Genomic DNA, 26209 nt, shown 5'->3' on the forward strand with positions numbered 1-26209 from the left:
CTCAATCCAAGCAGGCACTATATCGCTCCGCCGGTGGGAGTATCGGTACGACGCAAGATCGCCGCCATCATGAAACGTGGCTGGCTCCAGAACCCATCCCTGGGCCGTCGCTGATGCTACTCATCCGCCCGGCCCCTCACACCTCGCCCTTGAGAGTTTCCTTCTGAGTTATAAGGCGCGCGGAGTGATGCCCCGACACAAAGACCCAGAGCCAGTTCAGGGCGACGGCCATTCTGCTGCGAGTTCCGATTAGGAAGTAGATGTGTGCCAGACCCCATATCCACCAAGCGATCCAACCTTTTAGCCTCAGCCTTCCAAAATCGACAACCGCCGAGCTCGGACCGATGGTCGCCAAGTTACCAAGGTGCTTGTATTTGAAGGGCGGCGGAGTTTGCGACTGCAGCCGGCGCGCTTTGATAACCGCTGCAACGTATTTTCCTTGCTGCTTGGCCGCCGGAGCAATCCCCGGAACCAGATTTCCTTCCGCCGTTTTGACGGAGGCCGTGTCGCCCACGACGAAAATCTCCGGATGCCCATCAACGGTCAAGTCCGGCTGGACAACAGCCCTGCCTGCCCGGTCTCGTTCGGCTCCGATCCAAACGGCAGCCTTGGACGCCTGCACTCCGGCGGCCCATATTACGGTCCGGCTGGCGACGAATTCTTCTCCGATAGAAATTCCGTCTTCATTGCAAGCAGTGACAGGTCGGCCCGTCCGCACTTCGACGCCCATCCCCGTCAGTGACTTCCGCGCGTACTCCGACAGTGTTTCCGGAAACACCGGAAGGACGCGCGGCCCAGCCTCTATAAGGAGGATTCGCGCGTCCGTCGTGTCGATGCTCCTAAATTCCTCGACGAGCGTACGGTGCGCGAGCTGAGCGATAATGCCCGCCATCTCCACACCTGTCGGTCCCGCTCCGATGATGCCGAACGTGAGCAACGCCTTGCGGGCATCGGGGTCCGTCTCGAGCTCGGCCTTTTCGAACGCCAAGAGAAGGCGTCGGCGGATCGTAGTCGCGTCTTCAAGCGCCTTCAGGCCCGGAGCGAAAGGTTCCCAATCATCACGGCCGAAATAGGCATGGCGCGCTCCAGTGGCGAGGACCAGGGTGTCGTAGGGGACGGCGTGCCCGTCTTTCATCTTCACAAGCTTATTTTCCACGTCGACACCGACGACTTCACCGAGCAAGGTTCGGACATCCTTGCGGCCGCGAAAAACAGCTCTGATTGGCCAAGCGATTTCCGACGTAGCAAGCACCGTTGTGGCGACCTGATAGAGCAGCGGCTGGAAGAGGTGATGGTTTCGTCGGTCTATGATCGTAACGTTGGTTTCCGGACATTTGAGGTCCTTAGCCAGCTGTAGTCCGGCAAATCCGCCCCCAACAATTACGACCCGATGATCCATCTTCTCTCCGTTTGTTAGTTTGAAAGACGCGCCTACTGGAAGCACGTCTTAATCGTCCGAAAACGGACAGGATCAGTCGCTGATACGTTTGCTGACGATAATGGACGGCGGACGGACCAAGAGCGGCAGGAGGTGCTCCAGCACTCTCCTCACGTTCGGATGCTCGCCGTGCCCAGCGGCCGCAGCTTGGCTCGACCAGCCATCAAGGATGAAAAACGTGTTCGGATCGTCGGCGCGTTGATAAAGGTCGTAGTATAGACAGCCGTCTTCTCCCCGAGCCGGGCCTATGAATTCCTGCAACAGTTCCTTGACGCGGTCGCGGTTCGGCGTCTCGCATTTGAACTCTACGATAAGGTGCTGCTCGTCGGACTTTGTGGATGTCATCTGCCGGCTCCTAGTTGAACACGATAACGGGCTTGATCACCCGCCCAGCTTCCGCGTCCGCGATCGCTTCGTTGATTCTTTCGAAGGGATACTTCGTGATCAGCTTTTGGAATGGGAATAGTCCCGCCTGGTTTAGCTCCACCATCTGCGGGATGAAGAGTTGCGGAATCTGATCGCCAAGGATCGCGCCCTGGATTTTCCGGTTAAAAACCATGAGGTCGAGCGGGATCGGAATGTCTTTGCCGAGAGCGTCGAGGCCAAGGAGCACCACATGCCCCCCTGCCCGCGTACACTTAATGGAGTTGAGGATGACAGGGACGATCCCCACGGCATCGATAGCGAAGTCAGCGCCGCCGCCGGTGAGTGCGTGGATCTGCTCGACCACGTCAAGGTCTTTCCCGTTGATCGCGTGGGTGGCACCGAGTTCGATGGCCATGTCCAGTCGCTGCTGATTGAGGTCCACGATGATGATCTTGCTGCATCGACGGACCTTAGCGGCCATTATGGCCGCCAAGCCGACAGCTCCTGCACCGAAGACGGCAATCGTCGAACCGATTTCCGGTTTCATGGCATTGATGACCGTGCCCGCCCCCGTCGCCATCCCACATCCCAGCGGCGCGGCAATCGTCAGATCGAAATCTTCGGAGGGCAGCCGCGCTGCGTTATTTTCGGTGGCGAGGATATGCGTCGCGAACGACGACTGGCCCACGAAGTTACTCCCAATCCCAACCTCGTCGCACAGGAGCGCCTTTTTCCCGTTCGGTCGGAGGCCAGTCAGGTTGTACTGGGTATAGTTCTGGCAGTTCATGGGGTGAGAACGACGGCAGTCCGCGCAGAACCCGCAAGAACTCTGGCTCAGTGCGATCGCATCTCCGATCTTTAGGCTCTGCACATCCGAGCCCACGGCTTCGATGATGCCAACGCCCTCATGACCGGGGATCACTGGAGCCGGAGGGCCAAAGATGCCGTCGCGCAAAAGCAGGTCCGTGTGGCAGATGCCTGTCGCAACGGTCCGGACGAGGATTTCGTTGCCTTCGGGGTCAGCGAGTTCCAGCTCTCGGAATTCTAAAGGAGCCCTGGGTTTGACGGCGACGGCCGCGGTGATCTTTACCATTTGCACTCTCCTGCTTTCTCCCATCCAGTTGACGGGAGTAGGGTATATCGAGCTTGATTCTGACCTCAGACGCGTCCCGTGCGCATCCCGTATATGATTGCGGCGAGCGCGATGATCACGCCTTGGACGATGAGCTTGCCGGGCTCCTGGATGCCAAAAACCGTCAACATCGCGAAGAGGAAGCTGAAAGCCACGACGGCGACGAAAGGTCCGGCGACGCCACCCCTGTCTACACCGAAGGTCACGCCGCCGAGGATCGTGGCGGCAAGAGCATTCATAAAGGTGTCGAAACCCGGCTTGATCGTGCCGACGGCCAACGCCGAGACCTGCACCAGCGCTGCAACTCCCGTCAAAACGCCAGCCATGACGTGTGCTGTGAAGATCGTGCGGGCGAGCGGGATGCCGGTGGTTTCAGCTGCGCGGGGATTGTCTCCGACGGCCCTGAAATAACGGCCGACGATGAGGAAGCGAAACGCGGTGGCGACGATAAGCGACATCGCCATCCAAATTAGAACGGAATACGAAAGACCGTAGACGTTTCCGCTCGTCAGTACTCGTAGCCAACTTGGTGTGGAGCCGGGTGCCCTACCCGCGCTCATATACTGGACCATGCCGATAAGGATCCCCGAGACGCTGAGTGTAGAAATCACCGCGGAAGCACGAATGTAGGCTACCAGAACGCCATTGACGAGGCCTATGACCAAACCAACGATGATTGGCATCAACACAACGATGAACGGCGGGTAGTTGTTGAGAAGTCCAGAGCTGGCGAGATAGATCGCGAACGCGAACACACCGCTAACCGACAAGTCGATCGAGCGTACCCGCATCACAAGCGACTGGGCGAGCACCGCGATGCCGAGGGGCGCTGATTGCTTCAGGATGACGAACCAGTAGTTCGGGTTGATCAGCGTGGCGCTGACCGCGGGGGCCACTGCGATAAGGATCGCAAGCACGTAGTAGGCGGGCGGCAGACCAAGAATCCATAACACCGTCCGCTTGACGCTGAAGGGAGTCGACGACGCTTGAGTGTTCGTATTGGCTGTAGTCATCGAGGCATCCATCTTCAAAGTCCGATTGTTTTGCGGCGCTGGGAGACCACCAGTGCCAAGAGCAGCGCGCCCTTCACGACCGACTGAAGGAAAGCCGACACGTTAGCGAGGTTCATCACGTTATTTACGATGCCAAGCATTGCCGCGCCGACGACAGTTCCGAGAATGCTTCCGATGCCCCCAGCAAGGTGGACACCGCCCAGAGCAGCGGCAGTGACGGACTCAATGCCAAAAGCGGCTCCTCCCTTCGGGTCACCCGAGGCAAGGCGTCCTGCGAGGAACATCCCCGCGGCACACGCGAACAGTGACGACAGCACATACGCGGTCACAATGGTGCGCTCTACGGGCACGCCGTTCATGCGTGCGTTGAAGTCGTTGCCACCGGATGCGAATAGGTACAGCCCGAAGGGACGCCGGTATAGAAGCCAAGCTGCGACAAGCGACGCGACAACTAGCCAAAGAAGCGAGTTCGGCACGGGACCAATCGAGCCAGCTACGGAAAGGGAAAGCCAGTCGGGGACCCGGCCACCGGGGATCGGCAAAACGATAAGCGCGAGCCCCTGCCCGATACCCATAGTGGCGAGCGTCATAATGATTGGATGAACATTAAGCCTTGCGACTCCGAAACCGTTGACGAGGCCGAAAGCGGTGGCGATCGCAATACAGAGAAGAATGCGGACGAACGACGGCAAATCGAGTGTCATTATCGCGGTCGTCACGCTGATAATCGAACCCACGGAGACATCGAGCCCACCCGTCAGGATCACGAAAGTCTGCCCCAGGGCAGAGATGACGAGTGTCGTGGACTGCGCGAGAAGATTCGAAAGGTTTTCGGCGGCTAGAAAACCGGGAAGAAAGATGATCGACGCGAGGATCATGACAATTAGCGTGCCGATCGATAGACGGATCGCGCCAGCCCGATATGGAACCTTGATCAAATTCGCTACGGTGTTCAATTGCTTCTCCTCAATGGATCGCAGCGTGCGGAGCATGCGAAGGGTGCGCGCCCAGGGCCGTGCCGAGGATGCTTTCCTCGCTCGCCTCGTCTGCCGCCAGATGTCCGACAATCTTCCGATCGTGCACAACGAGGATGTTGTCGCAGAGGCCGATAAGCTCAGCGAGCTCCCGCGACGAAACGATGACAGAGCCGCCGCGATCGCTGAAATCGCGCAACAGACGGTAGATTTCGGCCTTTGCACCCACGTCGACACCGCGGGTTGGCTCCTCGATGACAAGGATATCGACGCCCGACAGCAGCCAGCGCCCCAGAAGCACTTTTTGTTGATTTCCACCGCTCAACTTTCCCACCGGCGCGCCGGGATCGGCTGCAGCCACGCGCAGCGACTTTATGACGTCCCGCACCTTGGAAACCGAGCGCCAGGCGACGCTCGCCATTCTCCGGTTAAGGTGTTTGCCGAGCGCAATGTTGTCGTAGATAGGCAGCCGGAGGAACAGACCTTCCAGCTTCCGGTCTTCGGGAATAAAACCGATGCCGGATGCTATGGCCTTCGGAAAGCCGGACCCCACGTCGACCCGGATCATCTCGTTGGCGGGACCGCGGCGGCTGATTGCAGCGCTCTTGGCGTCCTCGATTCCTACGACGGCACGCATGATTTCCCGCTGCCCCTGCCCTTCGAGTCCGGCCAAGCCAATGATCTCTCCCTTACTTACGGAGAACTTGACCGGTGGGCCGTTTGCATTGAGGCGTAGCTCTGAAACCTCAAGCATCGCGGCTCCTGTCTCCGTCGCACGCGGTGGGAAAAAATTCTGAAGTTCGCGTCCGACCATTGTTGCGACGAGGGACTGGAGGGTGAAGTCAGAAGCCTTCGCCGTTTTCACCCAAGTCCCGTCTTTCATGACGGTGATGGTGTCACAGAGTTCGAACACCTCATTCATTCGGTGCGAGATATACACGACAGCCTTGCCCTGGCTTTTAAGATCGCGGATCACCTTGAAAAGGTGCTCGACATCGGCCGAATTTAGAGCAGCGGTAGGTTCGTCGAAGATGAAGACATCTGCGTTGGAGGTAAGACCTTTGGCAATTTCGACGGCCTGCTGTTGGGCGACTGTCAGCGTCTCCACTATGGCTGCGGCGTCGAGTTGCGGAAATACATCAGCGAGAAGATGTCTCGATCTCGAGATGACTTCCGCACTGTCGATCGAACCATCGGCACGGCGCGGCTCGTGGCCAAGAAACATGTTCTCGGCCACCGTTAGGTTCGGAATCAGTGTGAACTCCTGAAACACTGTCGACACCCCGGCCAGGCGTGCTTCTTTTGGGGTGCGGAAGTGCGCCTCTTTGCCTCTCAGGCGCACGTTCCCCGAAGTCGGCTGGTACACGCCTGCGAGTATCCGCATGAGGGTGGACTTTCCCGCCCCGTTTTCACCCATCAGTGCGTGCACCGATCCACGCTCGAGCGAAAACCGGACGTCGGAAAGAACTTTGGTCGCGCCGAACGCTTTGTTGATGCCGACCATTTCGACAAGCATGCTCATGAATAACTTCCGCTTTTGAGTAGAGTACGGGCGCGGTCCTCCCGCGCCCGGCTTTCATCAGCCTTTGAAGTATTCAAGCAGCTTCTCGTTCGGCATCTCGGTCGGCGCCCAGTAGGCGTCCGTGAGGTCGGAACGGTAAAACTGTGAAAGAGTATCGTCGCTGATCGGCTTTGGACGGTTCGTCCAGTTGCGCTGGATCGGCTTACCTTCCAGGAGCGCGAACGACGCCCTGAGTGCGGCGGTGGAGAGCGCGGGCGGGCAAATCGGCCCGATCGAGGAAAGCTTCTCATCATTCCAGCGGCGCATCCAGCCGTTCAGCGCTTCGCCCGTGATCGGAGGGATTGTCGAAGCACCAGCCTCCTGGAGCGCATCGAGAACGCCTAGTGACATGTTCGCACCATCCGTCCAGACGCCTGCAACATCCGGGTCCGACAGGTAGAGGCTCTCGGCGATTTTCTTTGAGTCTTCGTAGGACCAACTGCCATGCTGCGTAGACGTAATCTCGAGGCCGGACTTGCTAAAGACTTCCATTGCACCGCTGTAGCGGTCGGCATCGATCGGGTGTCCGGCGACACCGCGGAGAACCCACACCTTGCCCTTGTTGCCGAGCTTATCGACGAGGAACTGAGCCATGACGCGACCGAAATAAAAGTCGTCGCCTTGAACCTGGATCGTGAAGTCTTCGGTGTCGACGCGGCCCAAGTAGACAACGGTCGGGATTCCCGCCGCTTTAGCTTTTCTGATGCCTTCCACGGCTGAGCCCGTAGTCAGTGGCGCGATCATAATCGCGTCTACCTTCTGGGCGATGAGGTCTTCGATGTCAGCAACCTGTTTGGACGGATTTAGGTCTGCGCTCCGGAACTGATAGTCGGCGACCCGATCCTTGTTTTTGGAGATCTCGTATTCGGCCTCGAACGCAGTTTGGTAGGTGTGGGTGGAGCCCGCGAGGCCGTAGTGGCTGTGGCCAATTTTCCACGGACCGGGCTTGGCAAACTTGCCAGCTTCCACGATCGGATTATCCCCTTCTGACGGCCACGTATCGGGAAGGATGCTGATTGTGTCCGAAGCGCGCAGTATCGACGGAACGCCGAACGCTCCAGCCGCTACCAACGCTCCACCAGCCTGCAGGAATGTACGTCTTTTCATAAGTTTCCTCCTCATAATGCCGGAGCGGTAAAAATTGTCTGCTTACGCGAGAGCTGTGATCTCGCGTTCATCGCCAGACTCTCCTCAGAACGGCGATGACAATGCTTATAAATCATCAGACAATCTGTCAATCATCTGAACCGATTAGATTCCAATGAAATCATAAATTGTTCTATTATTCTGATATTATTCACTTTTTTATGCCTATAGCCTGGATTTGTGATATAAGACAATCTTAGCCCGAGCAATTAAACTCGAAAGGGTCATCCTGTCATTGGGGATCGCGACCGTACGCCGCCGCGATGGCGTCGTGATTCAACGCTGAAAGAGCTTTCCGACACCCAGACTGAAAGTCGATGGCTTCCCTCGCGGGACGCAAAAACCGCGATTTTAATCAGGCAATCTGTCACCTTCAATGCGAAACTGGGTCGCGCATAGTTCGCAGTTCCACAGAAATGGACGAGGAAAAATGAATAAGAAGCTAATTCTACGCGCGAATTTACGCTTTTATGAGCGGAGACCCTTGAACGAGGGAGTGCACATTTAGTGACGCTCTCTGATTAATATTGACTGATTGTCTGATACTTCGTAATTCTGCATCGGTCCGCGCTAAACGGCGTCGTGGGAGGGAGTCAATTTCATGAAGCAAGCATACGCAGCCATATCGCGCGAGAAATCCAAGCCGCTCGTCCTGGAATGCATCGGTATAGAGGAACCTCGTCCTGACGAGATTCTCGTTCGCATCGTGGCATCAGGCGTTTGCCATACCGATATGGTTGTGCGTGACCAAGGGTACGATGTGCCTCAGCCAGTGGTGCTCGGCCACGAAGGTTCCGGCGTCGTCGAGGCGGTTGGCTGCAACGTGAAAGCGCTCGTGCCCGGCGATCACGTCGCACTCAGCTACGCATATTGCGGGACATGCGACAAGTGCCTCGCAGGAACGCCATACTATTGCGAGGACTTCTTTGGCCGGAATTTCCGGGGAACGCGGCCCGACGGAACCTGCCCGCTACACGATTCCCAGGGCACTCAGATCAGCGGCTGCTTTTTCGAGCAGTCGTCGTTCGCGACGTACTCGATCGCATCAGAGCGAAATGCCGTTAAGATACCTAAAGACGTTCCGCTTGATTTGATCGGCCCGCTCGGCTGCGGTCTCCAGACAGGAGCGGGAGCGGTCCTAAATTGCCTCAAACCGCCACCAGGCTCTTCCATCGCCATCTTCGGCGCTGGAGCGGTTGGAATGGCCGCCGCAATGGCTGCAAAAATCGCTGGTTGCGGCACCGTCATTGTCGTGGACCTTAATGCTGAGCGCCTGGAGCTTGCAGTCCAATTGGGCGCGACGCACACGGTCAATGCGCGGCGACAGGACAGCGTGAAGGCGATCAAGGAGATCGCTCCGAACGGTGTCGATTTCAGCCTTGAATGTACCAGCTCACCCAAGGTGTTCCGCCAGGCGGTCGATTGTCTCGGCGTTCCGGGAACTTGCGGCCTCGTCGGCTCGTCGGCCCTGGGAACCGAAGCGTCGATCGACATCGGCAGCTTCCTTTTTGGTCGAACGCTGGTCGGCATCGTCGAGGGCCAGAGCATTCCAGCAGAGTTCATTCCCCAGCTCATTGACCATTGGCGAAACGGCCGCTTCCCGTTTGACAAGCTCGTCCAATTTTATGAACTCGACGAGATCAACCAGGCGATGGCAGATTCAGAAAGCGGGCAGGTTATCAAGCCAATACTGCGCATGAAGCACTAGGCACTGAACCGCCGCACGAAGAAACCCTCCATCGCAGTCCTGCGAGGGGTCGATGGTAAGCGGACTTTGTCTTTCGTGAACTAAGTAGACATGCCTCCCAAGGCACGGGCGGAGCTAGAAATGGCTTCGCCCGTAACTTGTCTCGTACGCTAGGGATTTTCTCCGATGGCCTCGGCTGTAGTGGGAAGCACGGCGCGCTGGAAATATTCAGCGCCGCCGTCCAAGTGAGGGCGCCATCCGCGAACGCGTCAAAGAAATCTTCGGCCGATCTCCACGACAACATGTTCGTTCGCCATCCCTGACCGACGACGTTCACCTCGACTTCGTATCGCTCTAGGCGCATCAGCTGAGCGAAAGCGGCAAGACGGGACCCGAACCGCATACGACTGCTAAAGCAATATAGAGCACGAAGAACCCGGTTCACCGTATCCCGGGTCTTCGTTTGCAACGATGGATTTGCCAAGGATCAAGCAGATCCGCGGGATACATTGGACCTGGCTGGTGATCCTCTGCCTTCGATACTTGCCCGGGCTGCGAGATCAGCCCAATCTACTTCCGCGTCCGGCGTCGCGTCGGCAGTGCTTTTCCCGAACCATGCACCAACCTCTCGGTCTTCGTTGGATTTCGGTTCGCCGGACGATGAGATTTCCTTCATGCAGTCCTCCGTGGTCTCGTGCGCTGATCGGGCGGTTCTTCATGCGCGGGGTCGCAACCCAAGCAAATCCATGTAGTAACGACGACCTACGACCGAGCGAACGATAGCTCAGGCAGGGATACCGCCCATGCAGACGTACTTCATCGACAGGAAATCATCCAATCCGTACTTCGAGCCCTCGCGGCCGAAGCCCGATTGCTTCACGCCGCCGAATGGTGCCACTTCGGTCGAGATAAGGCCCGTGTTTACACCGACCATCCCGTACTCGAGAGCTTCGGTGACCTTCCAAACATTCTTGAGGTCATTCGCGTAGAAGTACGCAGCCAAACCGAATTCGGTATCGTTCGCGAGTTCGATGACCTCGTCTGCCGTCTCAAACTTGAACACAGGCGCAAGCGGAGCGAATGTTTCCTCGCGAGCGACCTTCATATCCTTGGTTGCTCCGGAGAGAAGGGTTGGCTGCACAAAGGTACCCCCTCTTGCATCGCGCTCGCCACCCACGACGACGGAAGCACCACGGCTCACTGCATCGTCGATGTGATTATACAACTTTGCAACCGCCTCTTCATTGATAAGCGGACCGATCGTCGCGCCCTCGTCGAAACCATCGAGAACCTTTAGAGCAGAGACACGCTCGGCGAGCTTTTGCACGAATTGATCGTAAATGCCGCTTTGAACGTAAAGACGATTGGCACAGACGCAGGTCTGACCAGCATTACGGAACTTCGACAGCATGGCCCCTTCGACGGCTTCATCGAGATCGGCGTCGTCGAATACTATAAACGGTGCGTTGCCGCCGAGTTCGAGACTGAGCTTCATGATCTTCTGAGCGCCCTGCGCCATTAGAATACGTCCGACCTCCGTCGAACCGGTGAAGGTCAACTTCTTGACGATCGGATTCGAGCAGACCTCCTCGCCGAACATGCGCGCGCTGTTTGTGGGCAGGACGCTGAACAGGCCATCTGGAATGCCGGCGCGCTCGGCGAGTATTGCCAAGGCAAGCGCCGACAGCGGAGTCTCGGCTGCGGGCTTGAAGACGATTGCGCAACCGGATGCGAGTGCGGGCGCGATCTTACGGCAGACCATAGCGGACGGAAAATTCCAGGGCGCGATCGCCGCTACGACGCCAACCGGATGCTTGATGACGAGGAGACGCTTGTCCGCCTGATGGCCGGGGATGGTGTCGCCGTAGACGCGCTTGGCCTCCTCCCCGAACCATTCGATATAGGACGCGCCGTAGGCGACCTCACCACGGGCCTCGGCCAGCGGCTTTCCCATTTCAGACGTCAGGATGATTGCAAGGTCTTCGGCGTTCGCAACGACCTGATCGTAGAACTTCCGCATGATAGCAGAGCGCTCCTTGGCGGAGACTTTCGCCCATTTCTTCTGCGCTGTCTTGGCGGCATCAATGGCCGCGCGGACATCGCTGAGCCCCGCGCTCGGCAGTGAGGCGAGAATGTCCATTGTCGAGGGATTCTGCACCTCGACGCGGATTCCCCTTTCACCGTCCTTTTGCCATGCCCCACCGACCAACATTTCCTCGCGAACAAGAGACGGGTCCTTCAGTCGGCCCAGAAGGGTGCTGGAAATAGCCATGGTATTCCTTTCGGTAATTCGGTTCAGATCTGGTTTCGGATGTGCGGGGAGCGCGCGTAGATCGCGACCATTGGCACGATGAGCAGTCCCACGACCGCCTGTTGGGCGGGGAAGCTCAGGCCGAGGCCGACGAGAAGCGAGGTCAGGACCGTGAGCACCAGTACGCCGAGGACGGTGGCACCGTATCCTCCCGCTCCTCCAAGGAGCGAGGTCCCGCCTATGACGACCGCTGCGACTGTGGTGAAGAGGTAGGGATCGCCAACGCCCACGAATCCGCCACCAGAGAACCCGAGAAGGAGCATGCCGGTAATCGCCGACATTGCCCCGCTGACGCAATGGATGGCGGTCCACACCTTGAATTCCGAAATGCCAAGCCGCGCTGCGGCGGTCCGGGCACCGCCGATCGCATAAATGCTGCGTCCGAACCACGTGTTGTACATCGTCCATCCCAGTGCAACTGCGACGACGGCCCAGATGATGATCACTGGAGGAATGGGCAGGCCTAAGAAGGTGCCGTTGAAGGCCGAGATGTTTCGAAGCCACTCGGGAACCGGTGTGAAGACGGTCCCTCCGAACTGAGTGCCAAGAGACGTGTATATCTGCACAGCTCCCACCGCCGCGAAGCCAACACCCAACGACATGATGAGCGCCTGTCCCTGCAGCTTGAAGCTCAGCGCCCCGTTAGCTGCCCCGACACAAGCGCCGAGTACGACAACAACCAGCATTGCAAGGGGCGCAGGCAACCCCGCCACCATCAAGCTGGGAAGGAGAATGTTCGCTCCGCCAATAATATATGGAATTGACAGGTCGAGTGCGCCAACCAGCGCGCAAAGGGTCTGCCCTATCGAGGCAAGACCCAGGAACGCCGCGAGAAGAAGGATCGAGCGCGCGTTTTGTGACGAAACGAATCCCGGAACAAGTAATGCCCCTGACAACAGTAGGCACGCGAGAAGAGCGAAGCCGATCGAGATGCTCTTGTGCGTACGAACGGGATTCGACGGTTGAACAGCGCTGATCTCGTTAGTCATGAGCCTGGAAACCATTGTACTTGTCCCTTCATGCGGCAGCGCGGCGGCTGATGACGAAAACGTTGACGAGGAGCGATCCGATGAGGATGAGCCCGAACGCCATCTGCGTGACGAAACCTGAGACAGTGCCGAAGTTGAACGTGGATAGCAGGTAGGAAATCAAAAACATATTGATCGCTCCGAGGGTCGATCCCAGCGCACCCCCCCTACCACCAGACAGGCTCGCGCCGCCGAGAACAAGCGCGGTCACCGCCTGCAGCGTGTAGGTGCTGCCCTGAGTGGGATCACCCGACGAGATCAGCGCCGTGTAGCTGAGGCCGGCCAATCCAGCGAAGATGCCACCGACGACATGGGCGATGATGCGAACTGCGTCGACCCGCACACCACTGGTGTAGGCCATTCGCTCGTCGGCACCCGTCATACGCAGGTTCCGATAAAACATTGTGCGTCTCAGGAATACCCATACCACGTAGGCAGCCACGAGGAGCAGCAACACCGGAGAGAAGACGCTCGTTCCCGCACCCCAAGACAGCATCCAGTCCGGCGCAATGCCGCCCGGACGGGACATGACCATGAGATTGATACCCGATAGAACAAGGAAGCTCGCCAGCGTGACTATGATCGGAGCCACGCGGACATAAATGATCACGAGTGCTTGGAGAAGTTGATATACGGCCCCGAGGCCAATGGCCCACGCGACTACTGCGACAGGATTGGTGATACCGTTGCCGACGAGCCAGGTGATGAGCGTAACGTTGATGAAGCCCATGAGCGGACCGATAGAAAGGTCGACCGCTCCCCGACCCGCCATGACGATTGGCGTGAGCGCGAGGGCTGTAAGGATCAAAGGCGTGGCCACCAGAATTGCTCCGGACAGACCGTTGTTCGTGAACAAGCCTTGAGCGCGAAAGGCGACCGCGATCAGAAGCACGACGAAAAGCCCGGTGGGGACAAAAAGCGAGCGATCCTGGGTGACTTGACGGATGATGGTTCCGGACATCATGCGGTCCTTTCCAAATCGAACTCTACCAAAGCGTTTTTCGACTTCCCGAACATCGCGGCGAGGATGGGTTCTTCGCTAATTTCATCACCAGAAAGGGATCTGAAGAGCTTTCCCGCGAAGAAAACGTCGACGCGATCGGCAAAGCCGATGAATTCCTCAATCTCACTGGAGAGATACACGACGCTGCCGCCCTTGTCGGCAAATGCGCGAAGCTCGCGATAGAGATCCCTCTTGGTTCCAAGGTCTACGCCGCGCGCCGGATCGTTCAAGACGATCACCTGCGGGTCGTTAGCGAAGGCTCGACCTATAAGTACCTTCTGCTGATTGCCGCCCGATAGCGACGTGATCTTGTTCGAAGGGCTTCCTATTTTGATGCGTAAGCGTTCGACCTCACGCTTGAACATCGGTTTTAGCGACTTCTTCCGAATTATGCCCAACGGACCGAGGTTTCGCTTGTAAACCCCAATTGCAAGGTTCTCGAAAATGCTTTGCTGCGGAAATATGCCCTCGCGCTTACGGTCCCCGGAAACATAGGAGATACCCGCGTTCGTCGCATCGCTCAGGCAAGTGACCGGTACCATTTTGCCCGTGTCAGCGGAAAGGACCTGTACCACACCGCCGAATGGCTGAACGATCCCGGCGACAGCGCGCACGAACGCGTCCTGGCCTTGTCCGTCAAGCCCCGCGACACCGACGATAGCTCCCTTTGGGAGTTCGAAATCAAACGGGCCTGCTGTTTTGTGGGTAGAAAGACCGCGAACTGTCAGAATTGCCGGACCTGTCTCGCGCCCCCGTGTCGACGCGTAGTCCTTGGCATCGCTCGCGCGACGGTCGGCCGGGGTCATCATCGCAAGGAGGTTTTCCTCGGTGATTTCGTGTTTGTCCAATACGCCAACTGTGACGCCATCCCTCAGGATAGTCGCCCGGTCGGCAATACGCACGAGTTCGGCAATCCGGTGGGTCACGATTAAGATCGTCGCGCCTTCGGTGCGGAGGCGGTCAATCTCTTCGTGCAAACGGATCGTTGAATCGAGATCGAGCGCAGCAGATGATTCGTCGAGAATTAGAACGCGTGGCTTTCTCAAGATTGCGCGGGCGATCACGATCCATTGTTTCACGCTAAGTGGAAGGCTGCTGACAACCTCGTCGAGATCGACAGACTTGCCAACAAGGCGGATGAGTATTTGCTGCGCCTCAGAGCGCCTGTTGTCGGCGCCCGTTTCAGACTTAAAGATGCCGTCACGGCCGACATAGAGGTTGTCGAAGACGGACGCCTCTTCGGCGACGAGCACTTCCTGGAATATCGTCGTGAGACCTATCTGTTTGGCCTCGGTAGGTGAAGTCACGCGTTCGCCGAGGATAGTCACGCGCCCCGCGTCGGGCAGGAGCACACCCGACATGATTTTGGCCATGGTGCTTTTGCCGCTTCCATTTTCGCCGACGATCGCGTGGACTTCGCCCGCATGGGCTTCGAAGTCACATTTTTTGAGGGCCCGGGTCTCGCCGAAAGACTTGGCGATGCCGACCATCCTGATTGTAATTTCTTTGGTCATGAGGGTTCTCCCCCGTAGTGGCCGCGCACAGCGGTCGTTCCTCCTGCGAATGGCGCTCCACCCGGCGGCCACAGCCGCCGGGTGGATACTCGCTTACTTCGCGACAGGCTTCCAAGGATCAGCAGGAAGCTCGAAGTACTGATCAGCGATACCCGCCGGGAACCAACCGTCGGCCTTCGGTTCAACAAAGTCCGTAGAGTTCAGATCGCAATCCTCGGGAAGCGTCGCCTTCACGTCTTCGATTGAGTAAGGCAGCACGGGCCGCAGGAATGACTGTACCTTCGGCCCCTGCCCCTGCAGCGTACGGAGCATGATCTCCCACATCTGCTGCATCTCGCGACGCGGCGGCCAGATGTGGAAGCTGGCATCGACCCAGTCGGGGTTCTTCCGCCAATAGCAAGCAGCCGATGCTTCACCACCAAGCGTGATCGGCACCATGGGTCGACCCGACTGCAGCATGGCATTGAGAACGCCGTTTTCCTGTGCACCCTGAGTGAGGATACCATCGATCTGGGTCGGGTTGGTTGCCAGGAACTTCTGGACTTCGACTTGAGCAACCTGATCAGTCCACTTACCTGCGACTTCTCCGACGATGTTGATGTCCGGGTACGTGGCGAGAGCCTCCTTGGCGGCCTTGTCAAAGCTGTCCGACGATGCAAAGCCCGGTATACCCGATACCAGAAGGACGTTGCCCTTCTTCCCGATCTTCTCTGCCAGCCAGGCCGCCATTTCCCGGCCGCCCTGGGCATGGTTGGCCGCTCCGTTGATCGCGTAAGGCGACGTCACGTAGCCGGAGAACGAAAATACAGGAACCCCTGCCTTGTAGGCGTACTCGATCGTCTGATTCAGCGCAGTGACGTTGGAGCAGCAGATGATGATCGCGTCTACCCCGTCGTCTACCATCTGACGCATCTGCTGGATCTGCACCGCGTCCTTGAGATCCGACTGGGTTACCACCACTTCAGAGATCAGTCCGGCCTCCTTCGACCGCGGCAGCAAGTCGCTCATGATCGCGTCAAGCGCAGCAGCGCGCCACGTGTTGCCTGCGTAGCTGCTCGCGTAGCCAATCCTCCAAGGCGGCCCCTTTTTGGGCTTGAAATCCTTGTAGACGCTTGCGCCAAGCGGGATTTGCGGATCGACCACCGCGTAGATCGCCTGCTCGGACCCTGGCAGTTGGTCCACCCCGTCGGCATGGGCCGCGCCGGCAAACGCGCAGGTAGCGACCAGCATCCCGAGGGTATGTTTCAACAAATCATTCATTCGATATCCTCCTCCCAAAGGGGCTTCAGGCGACTTTCGCGCGTGCGTCAGATGACTGCTGAATCTCGTCGAGGATCGGCAGCAGATACTTGCGGAACTCGGTGTAGTCTTCGGTGACCGGGAAATGCCCGAGCTTCTCCATCGTCCAAAACTTGCTGCCCTTGACGAGGTCCGCGGCGATCTTGGTATCCGCCGGCGAGGTGTTCGGATCGTACTCGCCCGTCAGGAAGTAGAGCATGCACTTCGACGTATCGATCTTGCTCGCTTCTTCCGGAGAAACGTTGTGGTCGTAGTAATAGTAATAGAGGTCGCCCGCGAAGATGCCCGGGCCGCCACAGCTGTATTCCCACTGAATTTCGCGGACATTGGATTCCGGCGAATAAGGGGAAATGTTCAGCAACATTGCCGCACCGATCGATGTGCGGTTGACGTTCGGGTTGTCGAATTCCTTGCGGATGCCCGCCATGCCGACATCGACGTATTCGGCGGCCGAGCGCAGTGCGCCTTCAACCGAGATCGTGGCGCGGAAGTTGTCGGGGTAGTTCGATGCGAGGTCGATCGCGAGATGGCCGCCCATGGAACTACCCATGTAGACCGGGCGATCGAGACCAAGAGCCTTCGAAAACACGAGTTGGAAGTCCATCATGAACTTCTTCGTCATGTTGTATTCCTTCTCCCACCAGCGGACGCCGTAGGGCGGGAGTGATTTGCCGTGGTAGGGTAGGTCGAACGCGATGACACGGAAGTTCTTCGTCACTTCCTCGTCGCAAAGCATGTGGCGGTACTGCCTTCCGTCGGAACCGGCCGTGTGGCCGACGAGCAGCGGAATGCCCTGCCCGGCTTCTTCATAATAGACGCGGTATTCGATACCTTCGATCGTGAGATAGATGTAACGGCCAGTGATCGGATCATGCTTGGTCATGCTGCTACTCCTTTCGGACGGGCATTGCGCATCAGGGTCGTCATGCGGTTCAGAGCAGGCAGATACGCGAAGGTTTCGTTGTTGTTGCTGAGGTGAAGCCCGTGCTTGATGTTGGAGGACTGTAGGCACTGGTAGAATGGCAGCGGCTTGAGCTGCAGCAGAGCATCCCACTGTTCCGCTGAGCCACGGATGACGATCTTGCACTTGTCGTCGTCATAGTTGGCCACTTCAACATTCACCAGCTTACCGTCTTCAAAATGAAGAGCGACGCTGCGGCCAGGAAAGTCGCATTTGATGATGCCGTTCAGGTAACGGGTTTCGCGTTTGAATTCGAAGTCCTCGTGCGCGAGTCGGGTGAACTTCTCGAGATCGATAGCCAACTTCGGCTCCTCCCTAATTGATCGACGCGGACAATTCCGCGATCACAGTTTTGGTCGCCCCTCCCAGGGCGACGACGAATTCAGATTCCCATTTCGTTGAACACTTCCTGGGCGTGGCGGAAGCTATCGATTCCGGCAGGTACGCCCACATAGATCGCTACCTGCAGAAAGATTTCCTGGATTTCTTCCTTGGTCAGACCGTTGTTAATCGCACCCCGGACGTGCCCCTTGAGTTCGTGCGGGCGGTTCAGAACCGAGATCATTCCCAGATTGAGGATGGACCGCGAACGCCTGTCGAGACCGGGGCGGTTCCAGATCGTGTCCCAGCAGTACTCGGTGACTAGCTGCTGCATGGGCCATGTGAAGTCGGTCGCCTTTCCAAGTGCGGCGTCGACGTATGCATCCCCCATGACTTCACGACGCGTCGCAAGTCCATGAGCAAATTGCTCAGACGGCACCGGCCGTTCTCTGCCGCTGGTCTTTAGTTTCGCTGCTTCCGTTGCGGTCATTCCATAAAGCTCCCTAGCATTCGGTTAGATGACATTGACAGATTGTCAGACAATCTGTCAAATCATTTTAACACCCATTGACGGCGCTGATGGCTTATTTTGCGTGATGCTTCAGGTACTGGATGACCCGGGTATGGTCTTCTGCAGGCCCGAGGTCTTTCTGAGCCGCATCCCATGCGTCCGCAGTGCTTGCGAGAGTTTCCAGACGAAGCCCGAGCGTTTTCGCGAGGTCCGCGGCGATACGGATGTCCTTCGCCATCAACCCGAGAGCGAAGCCGGATCCAAACGTCTCCGACAAGACAAATTGCTTCATCTTGACCTCGGTTGCGTTGTTCTTGCCCGAGGAAGAGTTGAGGATGTCAACGACCGTATCGGCCTCGAGTCCAAATGAACGGCCAAGGATCACAGCCTCAATCGCCGCCAGTACGCCAGCGCCGGAGACGAAGTTGTTGATGGCCTTCATCGCATGGCCTGATCCGATGGGTCCCGTCTTAAATATCGGCGATCCCAGGGGTTTCAGGATGGCTTCCGCCTCGGCAATATCAACCTCCGCCCCTCCCGCCATGATGGTCAATGTGCCAGAGACGGCCCGCCTGACGCCGCCAGATACGGGAGCGTCGATTAGCCTGAGACCCCGGGCAGCCAGCTCGCCGCCGAGTTCCCTGGTATCGTTCGGAGCCGATGAACTCATGTCTATGACGAGGGCATTGGGCTTTAGCCCTTCGTAGGCGTTTCCCCTTAAAAGGGCGTCGCGGACGACCTTGCCATTCGGAAGCATGGTGATGACGCAGTCAGTACCAGCCATGGCATCGGAGATCGATTCGGCGGCGCGGCCGCCTGCTTTCGCGAGATTTTGCCTAGCGTCTTCCGAGAGATCAAATCCGGAGACGTCGAAACCTGCTGAGATAAGATGTTGAGCCATAGGCTGGCCCATCGCGCCCAGCCCGATGAAGGCTATACGCGGGGTGTTGACTGTCGCTGACAATGTTTCCTCCGAGTTCAAACAAGCGATTGCAGCGCCTGTCTTCTTCAGAAGCGAATAAACGGATTATCAGACAATCTGTCAATCACAAAATTAAGATTCGTTGGCCGCGTTCTTTCGCAAGTATTCCAGCGCCACCTTTGCAGCCTGGTCGATATGATGCTTACAGGCGGCGGCAGCCAGCGGACCGTTACGGTTCTTGATAGCCTCTGCAATCTCTTTGATTTCCGCGATGCTGTGCGCCAACCGTCCCGGTTGTGTCATCGACGTCATACGGAGAAGATTGATCCTGTTGTGTAGTGAGGTAAGCATCTGTCTGACGAACGTGTTTTTGCCGCCATCCATCAAACAGTCATAGAAAGCATTCTTCGCGTCGATCAGACGGCTACCTACCCCGCTCGCGGCGGCGGCTTCGAACTCAACTACGGCAGCCTGAAGTGTCGCAATATCCGCGGGCGTACCGTGTTCTGCAAACTGCTGCCCTGCAAATCCCTCCAGAAGCGCTCTAACTGTGTAAAGTTGGGCCGCCTCCTCGTAAGTGATCGTGCTGACTACCGGCCCCTTATGCGGATAGCTTGTGATGATCCCCTCAGCCTCAAGTTGGCGGAGTGCTTCCCGAACTGAGGTCCTGCCGACACCTAGCATCTCGCACAGCTCACGCTCGACTAAGCGTTGGCCCGGCTTAAACCGGCCGGTTGCAATCGCCTGACGAAGAGTCTCTTCGACCTTTACGCGCAGGGAAGCACTTTGTCTCATAATCTGTAGATCTGTCTGCATCACCATCACCAACAAGCGGCCGCACAGCCGCATAACCGTCTTTCTGAATACATATGGCGGCTTTCCCCGTGGATATCAACTTGGATTGTCTGATGATCCGCGGTGGCTAAGCACTATTTCCAGCACCACATCGGCGCAGGGACTGATCGACAACCTAGTTTCCAGCATCTTTCGATGAATGCTCTTCATCGCTCCGTAAAACGGCATGCTGCATACGAAAGTCGACGGCACGGTTATATTCAAGCGCGTCCCATGGCCGCAACGGCGTCAACTACAATCTTGATTTGGGTAGCGAGGCCCAAAGAAGCGGTTTGATCAAATGGGATGGTCGGCACGCCGCGAGGTTCGGCATCTCACAAGACCATTACCGCCGACCGCGATCGCATCGCAGGTTAAAGTAACTCAGGAAGCGACAAACCAACAATGACAGAACGGATGAATGCAATACTTGCACCCGGCAGAGTGGCGGTAGTGACAGGTGCCGCCAAGGGACTTGGCGCAAGCGCTGCTCGAGCTTTTGCAGCCAAAGGTATGGATCTTGTTCTCTTTGACAAAGACGAGCAGACGCTGATGGCGCTCGCGAACGAATTTAGCGTGAGAGTGCTTGCGATCATCGGAGACGTCGCTGATGAGGCGGATTTGGGCCGGTTACGTGATGAAACCCTCGAACGGTTCGGCGATGTCGCGATCCTCATGAACAACGCAGGTATTATAAAGGGCGCTGGGCCATGGGACGCCCCGTCGGCGTGGAAGCGACAGCTAGACGTGAATTTTGGAGGGATCCTAACCGCCCAGCATCTTTTCGTACCACAAATGATTGAGGCTCCCCGTCCTTCGGCGGTCATCAACCTCGGGTCCAAGGAGGGCATTACCACTCCTCCCGGCAACGCCGCCTATTCAGTCGCGAAGGCAGGAGTGAAGGTTCTGACGGAGCAGTTGTCCCACGAACTGCTGAAGGTCACCGATGGTCGTGTCTCTGCCCATCTGCTTGTCCCGGGCTACACCTGGACACCGATGAACTTCCCCGGAGTGAATCCGGTCACCGACGAGAAGCCTTCGGCTCCGTGGACTGCGGAACAGGTAATCGAACGACTTTTCCAAGGGCTGTACAACGACGAGTTCTACGTGATCTGCCCGGACAACGAGGTCACCTCGGCAATTGACGCCAAGCGTATTCGATGGGCCGCCGATGACATGATCGAAAACCGACCGGCATTGTCCCGGTGGCATCCGGAGTGGAAGGCCGCGTTTGCGGCGTGGTTGAAGGCGTAGATCGGGCGCGGACAGACGAATGGCCTATGAAACCCTACGTGGAAACACTATATTTGGCATTCCCAACTGGACCGGCCGTCGGGCGGCCGTACACCGTACGGATCCGACGGCGCTCGCAATCAGAAAAAATTTTCGGTTGCATGGCAATATCTACCATCCCATGAGCATATGTAGGTAGACAACGCATTTCTTATGATCGGAGTTCGATATGCCCTCAGAGGGCATTGTGTGGAGTGAAATTCAGTGGGATCAGGTTCTACCGCGCGTCCTCCTCTTCGCGGTTCGTCTTATGAAAAAGAGACCTTTTGCGGGGGCCGGCACTTCCGCAGAGGATTTGGTGTTTGACGCCGTCGGAAAAACAATGAGCGGCGCAAGGCAATGGAGACCAGAGGAAGTGGGTCTGACACAGCACTTGATGGGCGTGGTGTCGAGTGACCTCTACAATCTTGTCCGCAAGTCTGCGGCTTTTAAGAGCGAGAGCCTTGACGAGGCCGCAGTTGAATCGTTGGCGTCCAACGAGCCAAGCCCAGAAGAAACGACGATCGACCGCGACGAGATCAGTGCTTTCCTCTCCTTCCTCAGGAACCGCGATAGCGCACTGGCCGACGTTGCTTCGGCCATGATCCTACTGGGTGTAGAACGTCCACGCGAGTTGGCAGAGAGTTTGGATATCACGATCGAGAACGTTCACTCGATCAAAAAGAGACTGCGACGGGCGTCAGAGGACTACCTTGCGCAGGGTGAGAGAAAGTAAGATGGCACATCTCCTGAACCTCAGCATTGGGCACCCGGCGGACGCAGATAATTTCCGCGTTTTGGAAATGGACCACAAGGATGTCGATCTGGAACTGGCTCAAAGCGGCATCGCGGTCAATGAATTGATTTCAAGGGTGAAAGTGAAATCGGCTGCCATCGACGGGTATCTGGCGACCGTGGAGCGGGAAGATTCACCACGTGTCGTGAAAGGAAAGCTCCGGAAATTCGTTATTATGGGAGCCGGTCCGTTGGTGGTTGCCCTCGGAACCGCCGGAGCACTCCGAGCGGGGCTTGTTACCTCGGAAAACGCCATGATTCTGGCGGGTATCATCCTCGTGGGATGCGCGGTGATCATGGGAATCGCGGTTTGGGCAGCCCTTAACGTTCTTCTGGAGTCGGCGTTCAACAACTGGACGAGAGCTAGGCGCGCCGACGCAAAACTCCTGGCAACCGAAACCGCTATACAATCGTACGTAGTGCACTACCCGGAAACAGCAATGTTGCTAACTACCCACTTGGCGAAATTCCACATCACGTTCCTCCAAAAGCCATAGAGGATCACTTGTCTGACCAAACACTCTGCTTCTGCGCGATTGTATGCGTACTGATTTTCAACTTGTATATCCTACACTTCGCGCGGGATACTGGGTTGTTTGGCTTTCAGGGACTGAAAGAAAAAAGCAGGCACTGCGTGAAGATGTATCGAAGTTGCGCCGCGTGGCATGAGCGCATCTTCGTGGCAGTGACGTGCGCGTTCGTACTGTCCAGGTCAGGCTTGGCAGCAGTCCTGACCTTGGCGTCCGCGACGTCACTCCTCGTCATCGGGGCGGCGTGCAAGTACGAACCGCTGAAGGACATAATCGAGTTCGTGAAGTGGGTGGCCGAGTGGTTCGCACCTCAACCGCCTGCCGCGCCTCAGCAACTTCCCGGCCAGGGTGCGGTACATCCAAACTGACGATGTGGCCGAGCGTCACTCACGCCGGCCAGTTCGCGTTAAGCAGCTAATGCCAAAAAAAGGTCCCGCGAAATTCGCGGGACCTGGAGTTCGGACGGCAGGGTTTCCGTCCGCTGGGAGCTGAATTGACTGACTTAGGTGAGCTTGCCGACGGTCTTTTCCAGAATGGCCCACAGTTCTTCGCCATATTTTTCGCGCCAACCGGTATAGAAACCACCATCCCGCAGCTTCTGGCGGAATGGCTCGGTATCTGGTTGATTGAACACGAGGCCCTGTTTCGCCAATACGTCCTTGAGGGACTCCGATAGCTTCGCCATGTCCTGACGCTCGTCGAGCGCGGCCTGGTTGATGTTGCGGCTGACCACTTCCTGCACATCCGGCGGCAAGCCTTCCCAGTTGCGCTTGTTCGCGACGCAGAAGAATGCGTCCCACATGTGGCGGGTCAATGCGCAGAACTTCTGAACCTCGACGATGTTGGCCGTCTTGATATTCGCGAGGGAGTTTTCTTGGCCGTCGACGACTTTCGTTTGCAGCGCTGAGTAGAGTTCGTTGAAGTTGATCGACGCGGGAGCGGCTCCGAACGTCTGGAACATGGAAGTCCAAAGCGCCCCCACAGGCACGCGGATCTTCATGCCCTCGAGGTCCGCAGGCGAGTTGACGGGATGGGTGCTAGTCGTGATGTGCCGGAACCCGTTGTCCCACATCTTCTCCATCGGCAGGAGGTTGACCTTTTCGATGAGCTTGCGAAGCGCGACCCCAAGTTCGCCGTCCATGGTCTTCCAAACGGTATCATAGTCCGGGAAAATGAAGCCGAGGCCGTAGATAGACGCTGAGGGAACCATCGTTGAAAGCACGTTAATGCCGGAGTTCAGGAACAGATCGATGCCGCCTGCCCTCACCTGGGACAGCATATCAGTGTCGCTGCCGAGTTGGTTGTTCGGATAGACCTGCAGTTCCACCCGTCCGTTTGTTTCCTGCTGAATGCGCGCTGCGGCCTCCCTCGCACGCGCTGTGATCGGGTGGGTTTCGGCCAGGTTGAACGCGAACTTCAGTGAGTACTCAGCAGCGGCCGCACGCTTCACCGAAAAGCCGAGCGTAGCGGCTCCGAGACCGACAGTGGTCGTCATAGTGAATGCGCGTCTAGTCAAATTTACCATTTCGTTCTCCTCCTAATGAATTTTGCGAATGTTGATGAATGACGTCGGATTACAGGAACCCGATCGAGAGCCACGGAACAGCAGCGACGACAGCGAGGCCAATGGCCATGGCGATGATGTAACCAACGATCGGCTTCATCCCCACATCCGGGCTCACCCGACTGATTGCACAGGCGGCGTAGTAGCCAACCCCGAACGGCGGAGCGAAGAGCCCGATACCCATCGCCAGCACCACCACCATCGCGTAGTGCACCTGGTGGATCCCGAGTTGATGGGCAACCGGAAACAGGAGCGGCGCGAACAGGACGATCGCGGGAATACCCTCAAGCACGCTGCCAAGGATGATGAAGATGACGATCGAGACAATCATGAACGTCACCGCACCTCCGGGGAGAGCAGAGAGGCTTTGCGCTAGAGCCGTCGAGAAGCCAGATTGGGTCAAGCCCCAAGCCATCGCGGTGGCCGCGCCAATGATCAGAAGGATCGAACCCGAAAGGCTAGCCGTCTCCACAAGCATCGGCTTGAGCCGCCGCCATTCGAACTGACGGTAGAACAGAAGGCCGGCAATGACTGAGTATGCAATGCCGATCGTGGAGACCTCCGTCGCCGTCGCGACGCCCTCGATGACGGCGGAGCGGATGACGAACGGAAGCGCGAGCGCCGGAAGAGCGGCGAGAAGCAACTTTCCGATCTGCCGCCGGCTTGCCTTCTGGACCTGGCTGGTATCGTCGTTCCGGCAGCGCCACCGAACGAGGAAGCAAAGGGTAATCGCCAGAATAAGTCCGGGAAGAAGACCGCCCGTAAACAGCGCGGCGATCGATACCCCGGTCGCGGACCCCACCGTAATCAAGACGATGCTGGGCGGGATCGTTTCAGTCTGGGCACCCGTAGCCGAAAGAAGCGCGACCAGATCGCCTTCGTCAGCGCCGCGCGCTTTCATTTCGGGGAACAGGACGGGAGCGACGGCAGCCATGTCAGCGGCCTTCGATCCGGAAATCCCGGATACAAGGTACATCGCCGCGACCAAGACGTAGTGGAGCCCGCCGCGAACATGACCAAGGAGGCTGGCAAGGAACGCGACCATTGCACGAGCCATACCCGTCATTTGGATCAGCTGACCGAGAAAGACAAACAGCGGGATTGCGAGAAGGATCAAGTGACTGACACCTTCGTCAATCCGGCCGACAATGATCAACGGCGGAGTTCTGGTTGTAAGAATGAGATAGCCGAATGTGGCGATCGCGAACGAGAAGGCGATTGGCACCCCACCGAACACACAAGCGGCCACGCCCCCGACGAAGAAGATCAGAAGGTTCAAATTCCCGAGCCCCGCGAGAACGGGTTTCATTGCCCAGAAAAGGCAAAAGATGGCGGCAACGGCGACGACTGCCGCTAGGGCAAGACGGAGATTAGAGCTCTGCAGGAGCCGCAACACCGCGAATACGAACATCAAAGCAAAACTGGTTGGCAATGCAGAGGCACGCCAAGAGTTCTGAATATCCATCGCGGGCGTCCAGATGTAGGACTCTTCGATGGCATACTCGAAGGAAGCGGGCAGGATCAGCACAAGAAAGGCAAGTGCCGCGGCAACTGACACGAGTTCGACAAAGCGTCGTGTGTCACCCTTTAGCGCGGTCACCAGCGCCGTCATGCGCATGTGCTCCTGCCGCTGAAAGGCGACCGCCGAGCCAAGCATGGCAAGCCACAGGAACAGGATTGAGGCGAGTTCGTCGGACCAGACCAACGGCATGTGGAAGACGTAGCGAGCGACGACGGCGGAGAACAGAAGAAGTATCTCGCAGAGCACCAAAAGTGCTACCGGGACCTCCAGGCACTTTACCAACGCGCCCTCGATCCGCCGTGCCACGGCTGCCAAGCTCGACGTCTGCTCGCCTACATCTTGGATGGTTCCGTGAACAGTCATGGCAGCCTCCCCATTCGGGCAAGCGTGCTCGTTTGCGCGCTGACGCAACGCAGTCGTTTGTTCCTCAACGATTTATCCTCCCAGTAGTCACCGACAGCACCCTGAGGGCGCAAGCCTCCCCCCGGAATGCCGCTCGGCTTCC

General features: G+C 57.6%; 23 protein-coding genes. 4 read left to right on the forward strand and 19 right to left on the reverse strand.

What is annotated here, in order from left to right; translation table 11 throughout:
• Window positions 1-136: 136 nt before the first annotated feature.
• From ASE71_RS29520 to ASE71_RS29550, 7 genes are all read right to left on the reverse strand, one after another.
• Window positions 137-1399 (reverse strand): NAD(P)/FAD-dependent oxidoreductase, encoded by a 1263-nt coding sequence (locus ASE71_RS29520; protein WP_060521617.1) that lies wholly within the window; start codon window positions 1397-1399, stop codon window positions 137-139.
• Window positions 1400-1471: 72 nt separating this feature from the next.
• Complete coding sequence (locus tag ASE71_RS29525; protein WP_060521618.1) at window positions 1472-1783, reverse strand: putative quinol monooxygenase; 312 nt, start codon at window positions 1781-1783, stop codon at window positions 1472-1474.
• Between the two features lie 10 nt (window positions 1784-1793).
• Entirely contained in the window at window positions 1794-2897 is a 1104-nt protein-coding gene (locus ASE71_RS29530) for an NAD(P)-dependent alcohol dehydrogenase (protein ID WP_060521619.1), read from the reverse strand.
• Window positions 2898-2962: 65 nt separating this feature from the next.
• A complete protein-coding gene (locus ASE71_RS29535) occupies window positions 2963-3961 on the reverse strand; it encodes an ABC transporter permease (RefSeq protein WP_060521620.1) in 999 nt (332 codons plus the stop codon).
• Window positions 3962-3963: 2 nt separating this feature from the next.
• On the reverse strand, window positions 3964-4905 hold the full coding sequence (locus ASE71_RS29540; RefSeq protein WP_060521818.1) for an ABC transporter permease: 942 nt from the start codon (window positions 4903-4905) through the stop codon (window positions 3964-3966).
• A gap of 10 nt (window positions 4906-4915) precedes the next feature.
• Entirely contained in the window at window positions 4916-6445 is a 1530-nt protein-coding gene (locus ASE71_RS29545) for a sugar ABC transporter ATP-binding protein (RefSeq protein ID WP_060521621.1), read from the reverse strand.
• A 57-nt stretch (window positions 6446-6502) separates the two neighbouring features.
• A complete protein-coding gene (locus ASE71_RS29550; RefSeq protein WP_060521622.1) occupies window positions 6503-7591 on the reverse strand; it encodes an ABC transporter substrate-binding protein in 1089 nt (362 codons plus the stop codon).
• Between the two features lie 640 nt (window positions 7592-8231).
• On the opposite strand from ASE71_RS29550, the gene ASE71_RS29555 reads away from it, so the two are divergent.
• The gene (locus ASE71_RS29555) at window positions 8232-9338 is read left to right on the forward strand and encodes an NAD(P)-dependent alcohol dehydrogenase (RefSeq protein WP_060521623.1); all 1107 of its coding nucleotides are present in this window, start codon (window positions 8232-8234) and stop codon (window positions 9336-9338) included.
• A gap of 763 nt (window positions 9339-10101) precedes the next feature.
• On the opposite strand, the gene ASE71_RS29560 is transcribed toward ASE71_RS29555, so the two are convergent.
• The 10 genes from ASE71_RS29560 to ASE71_RS29605 form a co-directional block, all read right to left on the reverse strand.
• Window positions 10102-11589: an NAD-dependent succinate-semialdehyde dehydrogenase gene (locus ASE71_RS29560; protein ID WP_060521624.1), complete on the reverse strand. Its 1488-nt coding sequence runs from the start codon at window positions 11587-11589 to the stop codon at window positions 10102-10104.
• A 23-nt stretch (window positions 11590-11612) separates the two neighbouring features.
• The gene (locus tag ASE71_RS29565) at window positions 11613-12617 is read right to left on the reverse strand and encodes an ABC transporter permease (RefSeq protein ID WP_244496958.1); all 1005 of its coding nucleotides are present in this window, start codon (window positions 12615-12617) and stop codon (window positions 11613-11615) included.
• Window positions 12618-12645: 28 nt separating this feature from the next.
• On the reverse strand, window positions 12646-13620 hold the full coding sequence (locus tag ASE71_RS29570) for an ABC transporter permease (protein ID WP_060521626.1): 975 nt from the start codon (window positions 13618-13620) through the stop codon (window positions 12646-12648).
• Window positions 13617-15173, reverse strand: coding sequence for a sugar ABC transporter ATP-binding protein (locus tag ASE71_RS29575; protein ID WP_060521627.1), 1557 nt, complete (start codon window positions 15171-15173; stop codon window positions 13617-13619). The genes ASE71_RS29570 and ASE71_RS29575 overlap by 4 nt, the downstream gene beginning before the upstream one ends.
• A 93-nt stretch (window positions 15174-15266) precedes the next feature.
• The gene (locus ASE71_RS29580) at window positions 15267-16433 is read right to left on the reverse strand and encodes an ABC transporter substrate-binding protein (RefSeq protein ID WP_060521628.1); all 1167 of its coding nucleotides are present in this window, start codon (window positions 16431-16433) and stop codon (window positions 15267-15269) included.
• Between the two features lie 25 nt (window positions 16434-16458).
• Window positions 16459-17355 (reverse strand): alpha/beta fold hydrolase, encoded by an 897-nt coding sequence (locus ASE71_RS29585; protein ID WP_060521629.1) that lies wholly within the window; start codon window positions 17353-17355, stop codon window positions 16459-16461.
• A complete protein-coding gene (locus ASE71_RS29590) occupies window positions 17352-17735 on the reverse strand; it encodes a hypothetical protein (RefSeq protein ID WP_060521630.1) in 384 nt (127 codons plus the stop codon). The genes ASE71_RS29585 and ASE71_RS29590 overlap by 4 nt, the downstream gene beginning before the upstream one ends.
• 80 nt (window positions 17736-17815) lie before the next feature.
• Window positions 17816-18244, reverse strand: a complete 429-nt coding sequence (locus ASE71_RS29595) for a carboxymuconolactone decarboxylase family protein (protein ID WP_197423400.1) — start codon at window positions 18242-18244, stop codon at window positions 17816-17818.
• Window positions 18245-18338: 94 nt separating this feature from the next.
• Complete coding sequence (locus tag ASE71_RS29600; RefSeq protein WP_060521631.1) at window positions 18339-19229, reverse strand: NAD(P)-dependent oxidoreductase; 891 nt, start codon at window positions 19227-19229, stop codon at window positions 18339-18341.
• A 90-nt stretch (window positions 19230-19319) separates the two neighbouring features.
• On the reverse strand, window positions 19320-20003 hold the full coding sequence (locus ASE71_RS29605) for a GntR family transcriptional regulator (protein ID WP_060521819.1): 684 nt from the start codon (window positions 20001-20003) through the stop codon (window positions 19320-19322).
• Window positions 20004-20426: 423 nt separating this feature from the next.
• Here ASE71_RS29605 and ASE71_RS29610 point away from each other — a divergent pair, with 423 nt between their 5' ends.
• The 3 genes from ASE71_RS29610 to ASE71_RS29620 all read left to right on the forward strand — a co-directional run bounded on the left by ASE71_RS29610 (window position 20427) and on the right by ASE71_RS29620 (window position 22585).
• Window positions 20427-21275, forward strand: a complete 849-nt coding sequence (locus tag ASE71_RS29610) for an SDR family NAD(P)-dependent oxidoreductase (protein WP_060521632.1) — start codon at window positions 20427-20429, stop codon at window positions 21273-21275.
• A 208-nt stretch (window positions 21276-21483) separates the two neighbouring features.
• Entirely contained in the window at window positions 21484-22029 is a 546-nt protein-coding gene (locus tag ASE71_RS29615; RefSeq protein WP_060521633.1) for a hypothetical protein, read from the forward strand.
• 1 nt (window position 22030) lies between these two features.
• A complete protein-coding gene (locus ASE71_RS29620) occupies window positions 22031-22585 on the forward strand; it encodes a hypothetical protein (protein WP_060521634.1) in 555 nt (184 codons plus the stop codon).
• A gap of 535 nt (window positions 22586-23120) precedes the next feature.
• Here the strand turns inward: ASE71_RS29620 and ASE71_RS29630 are convergent.
• The gene (locus ASE71_RS29630) at window positions 23121-24143 is read right to left on the reverse strand and encodes a TRAP transporter substrate-binding protein (RefSeq protein WP_113544692.1); all 1023 of its coding nucleotides are present in this window, start codon (window positions 24141-24143) and stop codon (window positions 23121-23123) included.
• Between the two features lie 49 nt (window positions 24144-24192).
• Window positions 24193-26067: a TRAP transporter large permease subunit gene (locus ASE71_RS29635; protein WP_113544691.1), complete on the reverse strand. Its 1875-nt coding sequence runs from the start codon at window positions 26065-26067 to the stop codon at window positions 24193-24195.
• Between the last annotated feature and the right edge of the window lie 142 nt (window positions 26068-26209).

The sequence above is a fragment of the Ensifer sp. Root954 genome (genome assembly GCF_001429005.1).
Classification (GTDB): domain Bacteria; phylum Pseudomonadota; class Alphaproteobacteria; order Rhizobiales; family Rhizobiaceae; genus Ensifer; species Ensifer adhaerens.

Coding starts and splice junctions, on each gene's coding strand:
- ASE71_RS29520 (WP_060521617.1), bottom strand. CDS start 1,399: ATGGATCATCGGGTCGTAATTGTTGGGGGCGGATTTGCCGGACTACAG.
- ASE71_RS29620 (WP_060521634.1), top strand. CDS start 22,031: ATGGCACATCTCCTGAACCTCAGCATTGGGCACCCGGCGGACGCAGAT.
- ASE71_RS29560 (WP_060521624.1), bottom strand. CDS start 11,589: ATGGCTATTTCCAGCACCCTTCTGGGCCGACTGAAGGACCCGTCTCTT.
- ASE71_RS29585 (WP_060521629.1), bottom strand. CDS start 17,355: ATGACCAAGCATGATCCGATCACTGGCCGTTACATCTATCTCACGATC.
- ASE71_RS29595 (WP_197423400.1), bottom strand. CDS start 18,244: ATGACCGCAACGGAAGCAGCGAAACTAAAGACCAGCGGCAGAGAACGG.
- ASE71_RS29525 (WP_060521618.1), bottom strand. CDS start 1,783: ATGACATCCACAAAGTCCGACGAGCAGCACCTTATCGTAGAGTTCAAA.
- ASE71_RS29610 (WP_060521632.1), top strand. CDS start 20,427: ATGACAGAACGGATGAATGCAATACTTGCACCCGGCAGAGTGGCGGTA.
- ASE71_RS29605 (WP_060521819.1), bottom strand. CDS start 20,003: ATGCAGACAGATCTACAGATTATGAGACAAAGTGCTTCCCTGCGCGTA.
- ASE71_RS29530 (WP_060521619.1), bottom strand. CDS start 2,897: ATGGTAAAGATCACCGCGGCCGTCGCCGTCAAACCCAGGGCTCCTTTA.
- ASE71_RS29615 (WP_060521633.1), top strand. CDS start 21,484: ATGCCCTCAGAGGGCATTGTGTGGAGTGAAATTCAGTGGGATCAGGTT.
- ASE71_RS29565 (WP_244496958.1), bottom strand. CDS start 12,617: ATGACTAACGAGATCAGCGCTGTTCAACCGTCGAATCCCGTTCGTACG.
- ASE71_RS29635 (WP_113544691.1), bottom strand. CDS start 26,067: ATGACTGTTCACGGAACCATCCAAGATGTAGGCGAGCAGACGTCGAGC.
- ASE71_RS29550 (WP_060521622.1), bottom strand. CDS start 7,591: ATGAAAAGACGTACATTCCTGCAGGCTGGTGGAGCGTTGGTAGCGGCT.
- ASE71_RS29580 (WP_060521628.1), bottom strand. CDS start 16,433: ATGAATGATTTGTTGAAACATACCCTCGGGATGCTGGTCGCTACCTGC.
- ASE71_RS29570 (WP_060521626.1), bottom strand. CDS start 13,620: ATGATGTCCGGAACCATCATCCGTCAAGTCACCCAGGATCGCTCGCTT.
- ASE71_RS29555 (WP_060521623.1), top strand. CDS start 8,232: ATGAAGCAAGCATACGCAGCCATATCGCGCGAGAAATCCAAGCCGCTC.
- ASE71_RS29575 (WP_060521627.1), bottom strand. CDS start 15,173: ATGACCAAAGAAATTACAATCAGGATGGTCGGCATCGCCAAGTCTTTC.
- ASE71_RS29545 (WP_060521621.1), bottom strand. CDS start 6,445: ATGAGCATGCTTGTCGAAATGGTCGGCATCAACAAAGCGTTCGGCGCG.
- ASE71_RS29535 (WP_060521620.1), bottom strand. CDS start 3,961: ATGGATGCCTCGATGACTACAGCCAATACGAACACTCAAGCGTCGTCG.
- ASE71_RS29630 (WP_113544692.1), bottom strand. CDS start 24,143: ATGGTAAATTTGACTAGACGCGCATTCACTATGACGACCACTGTCGGT.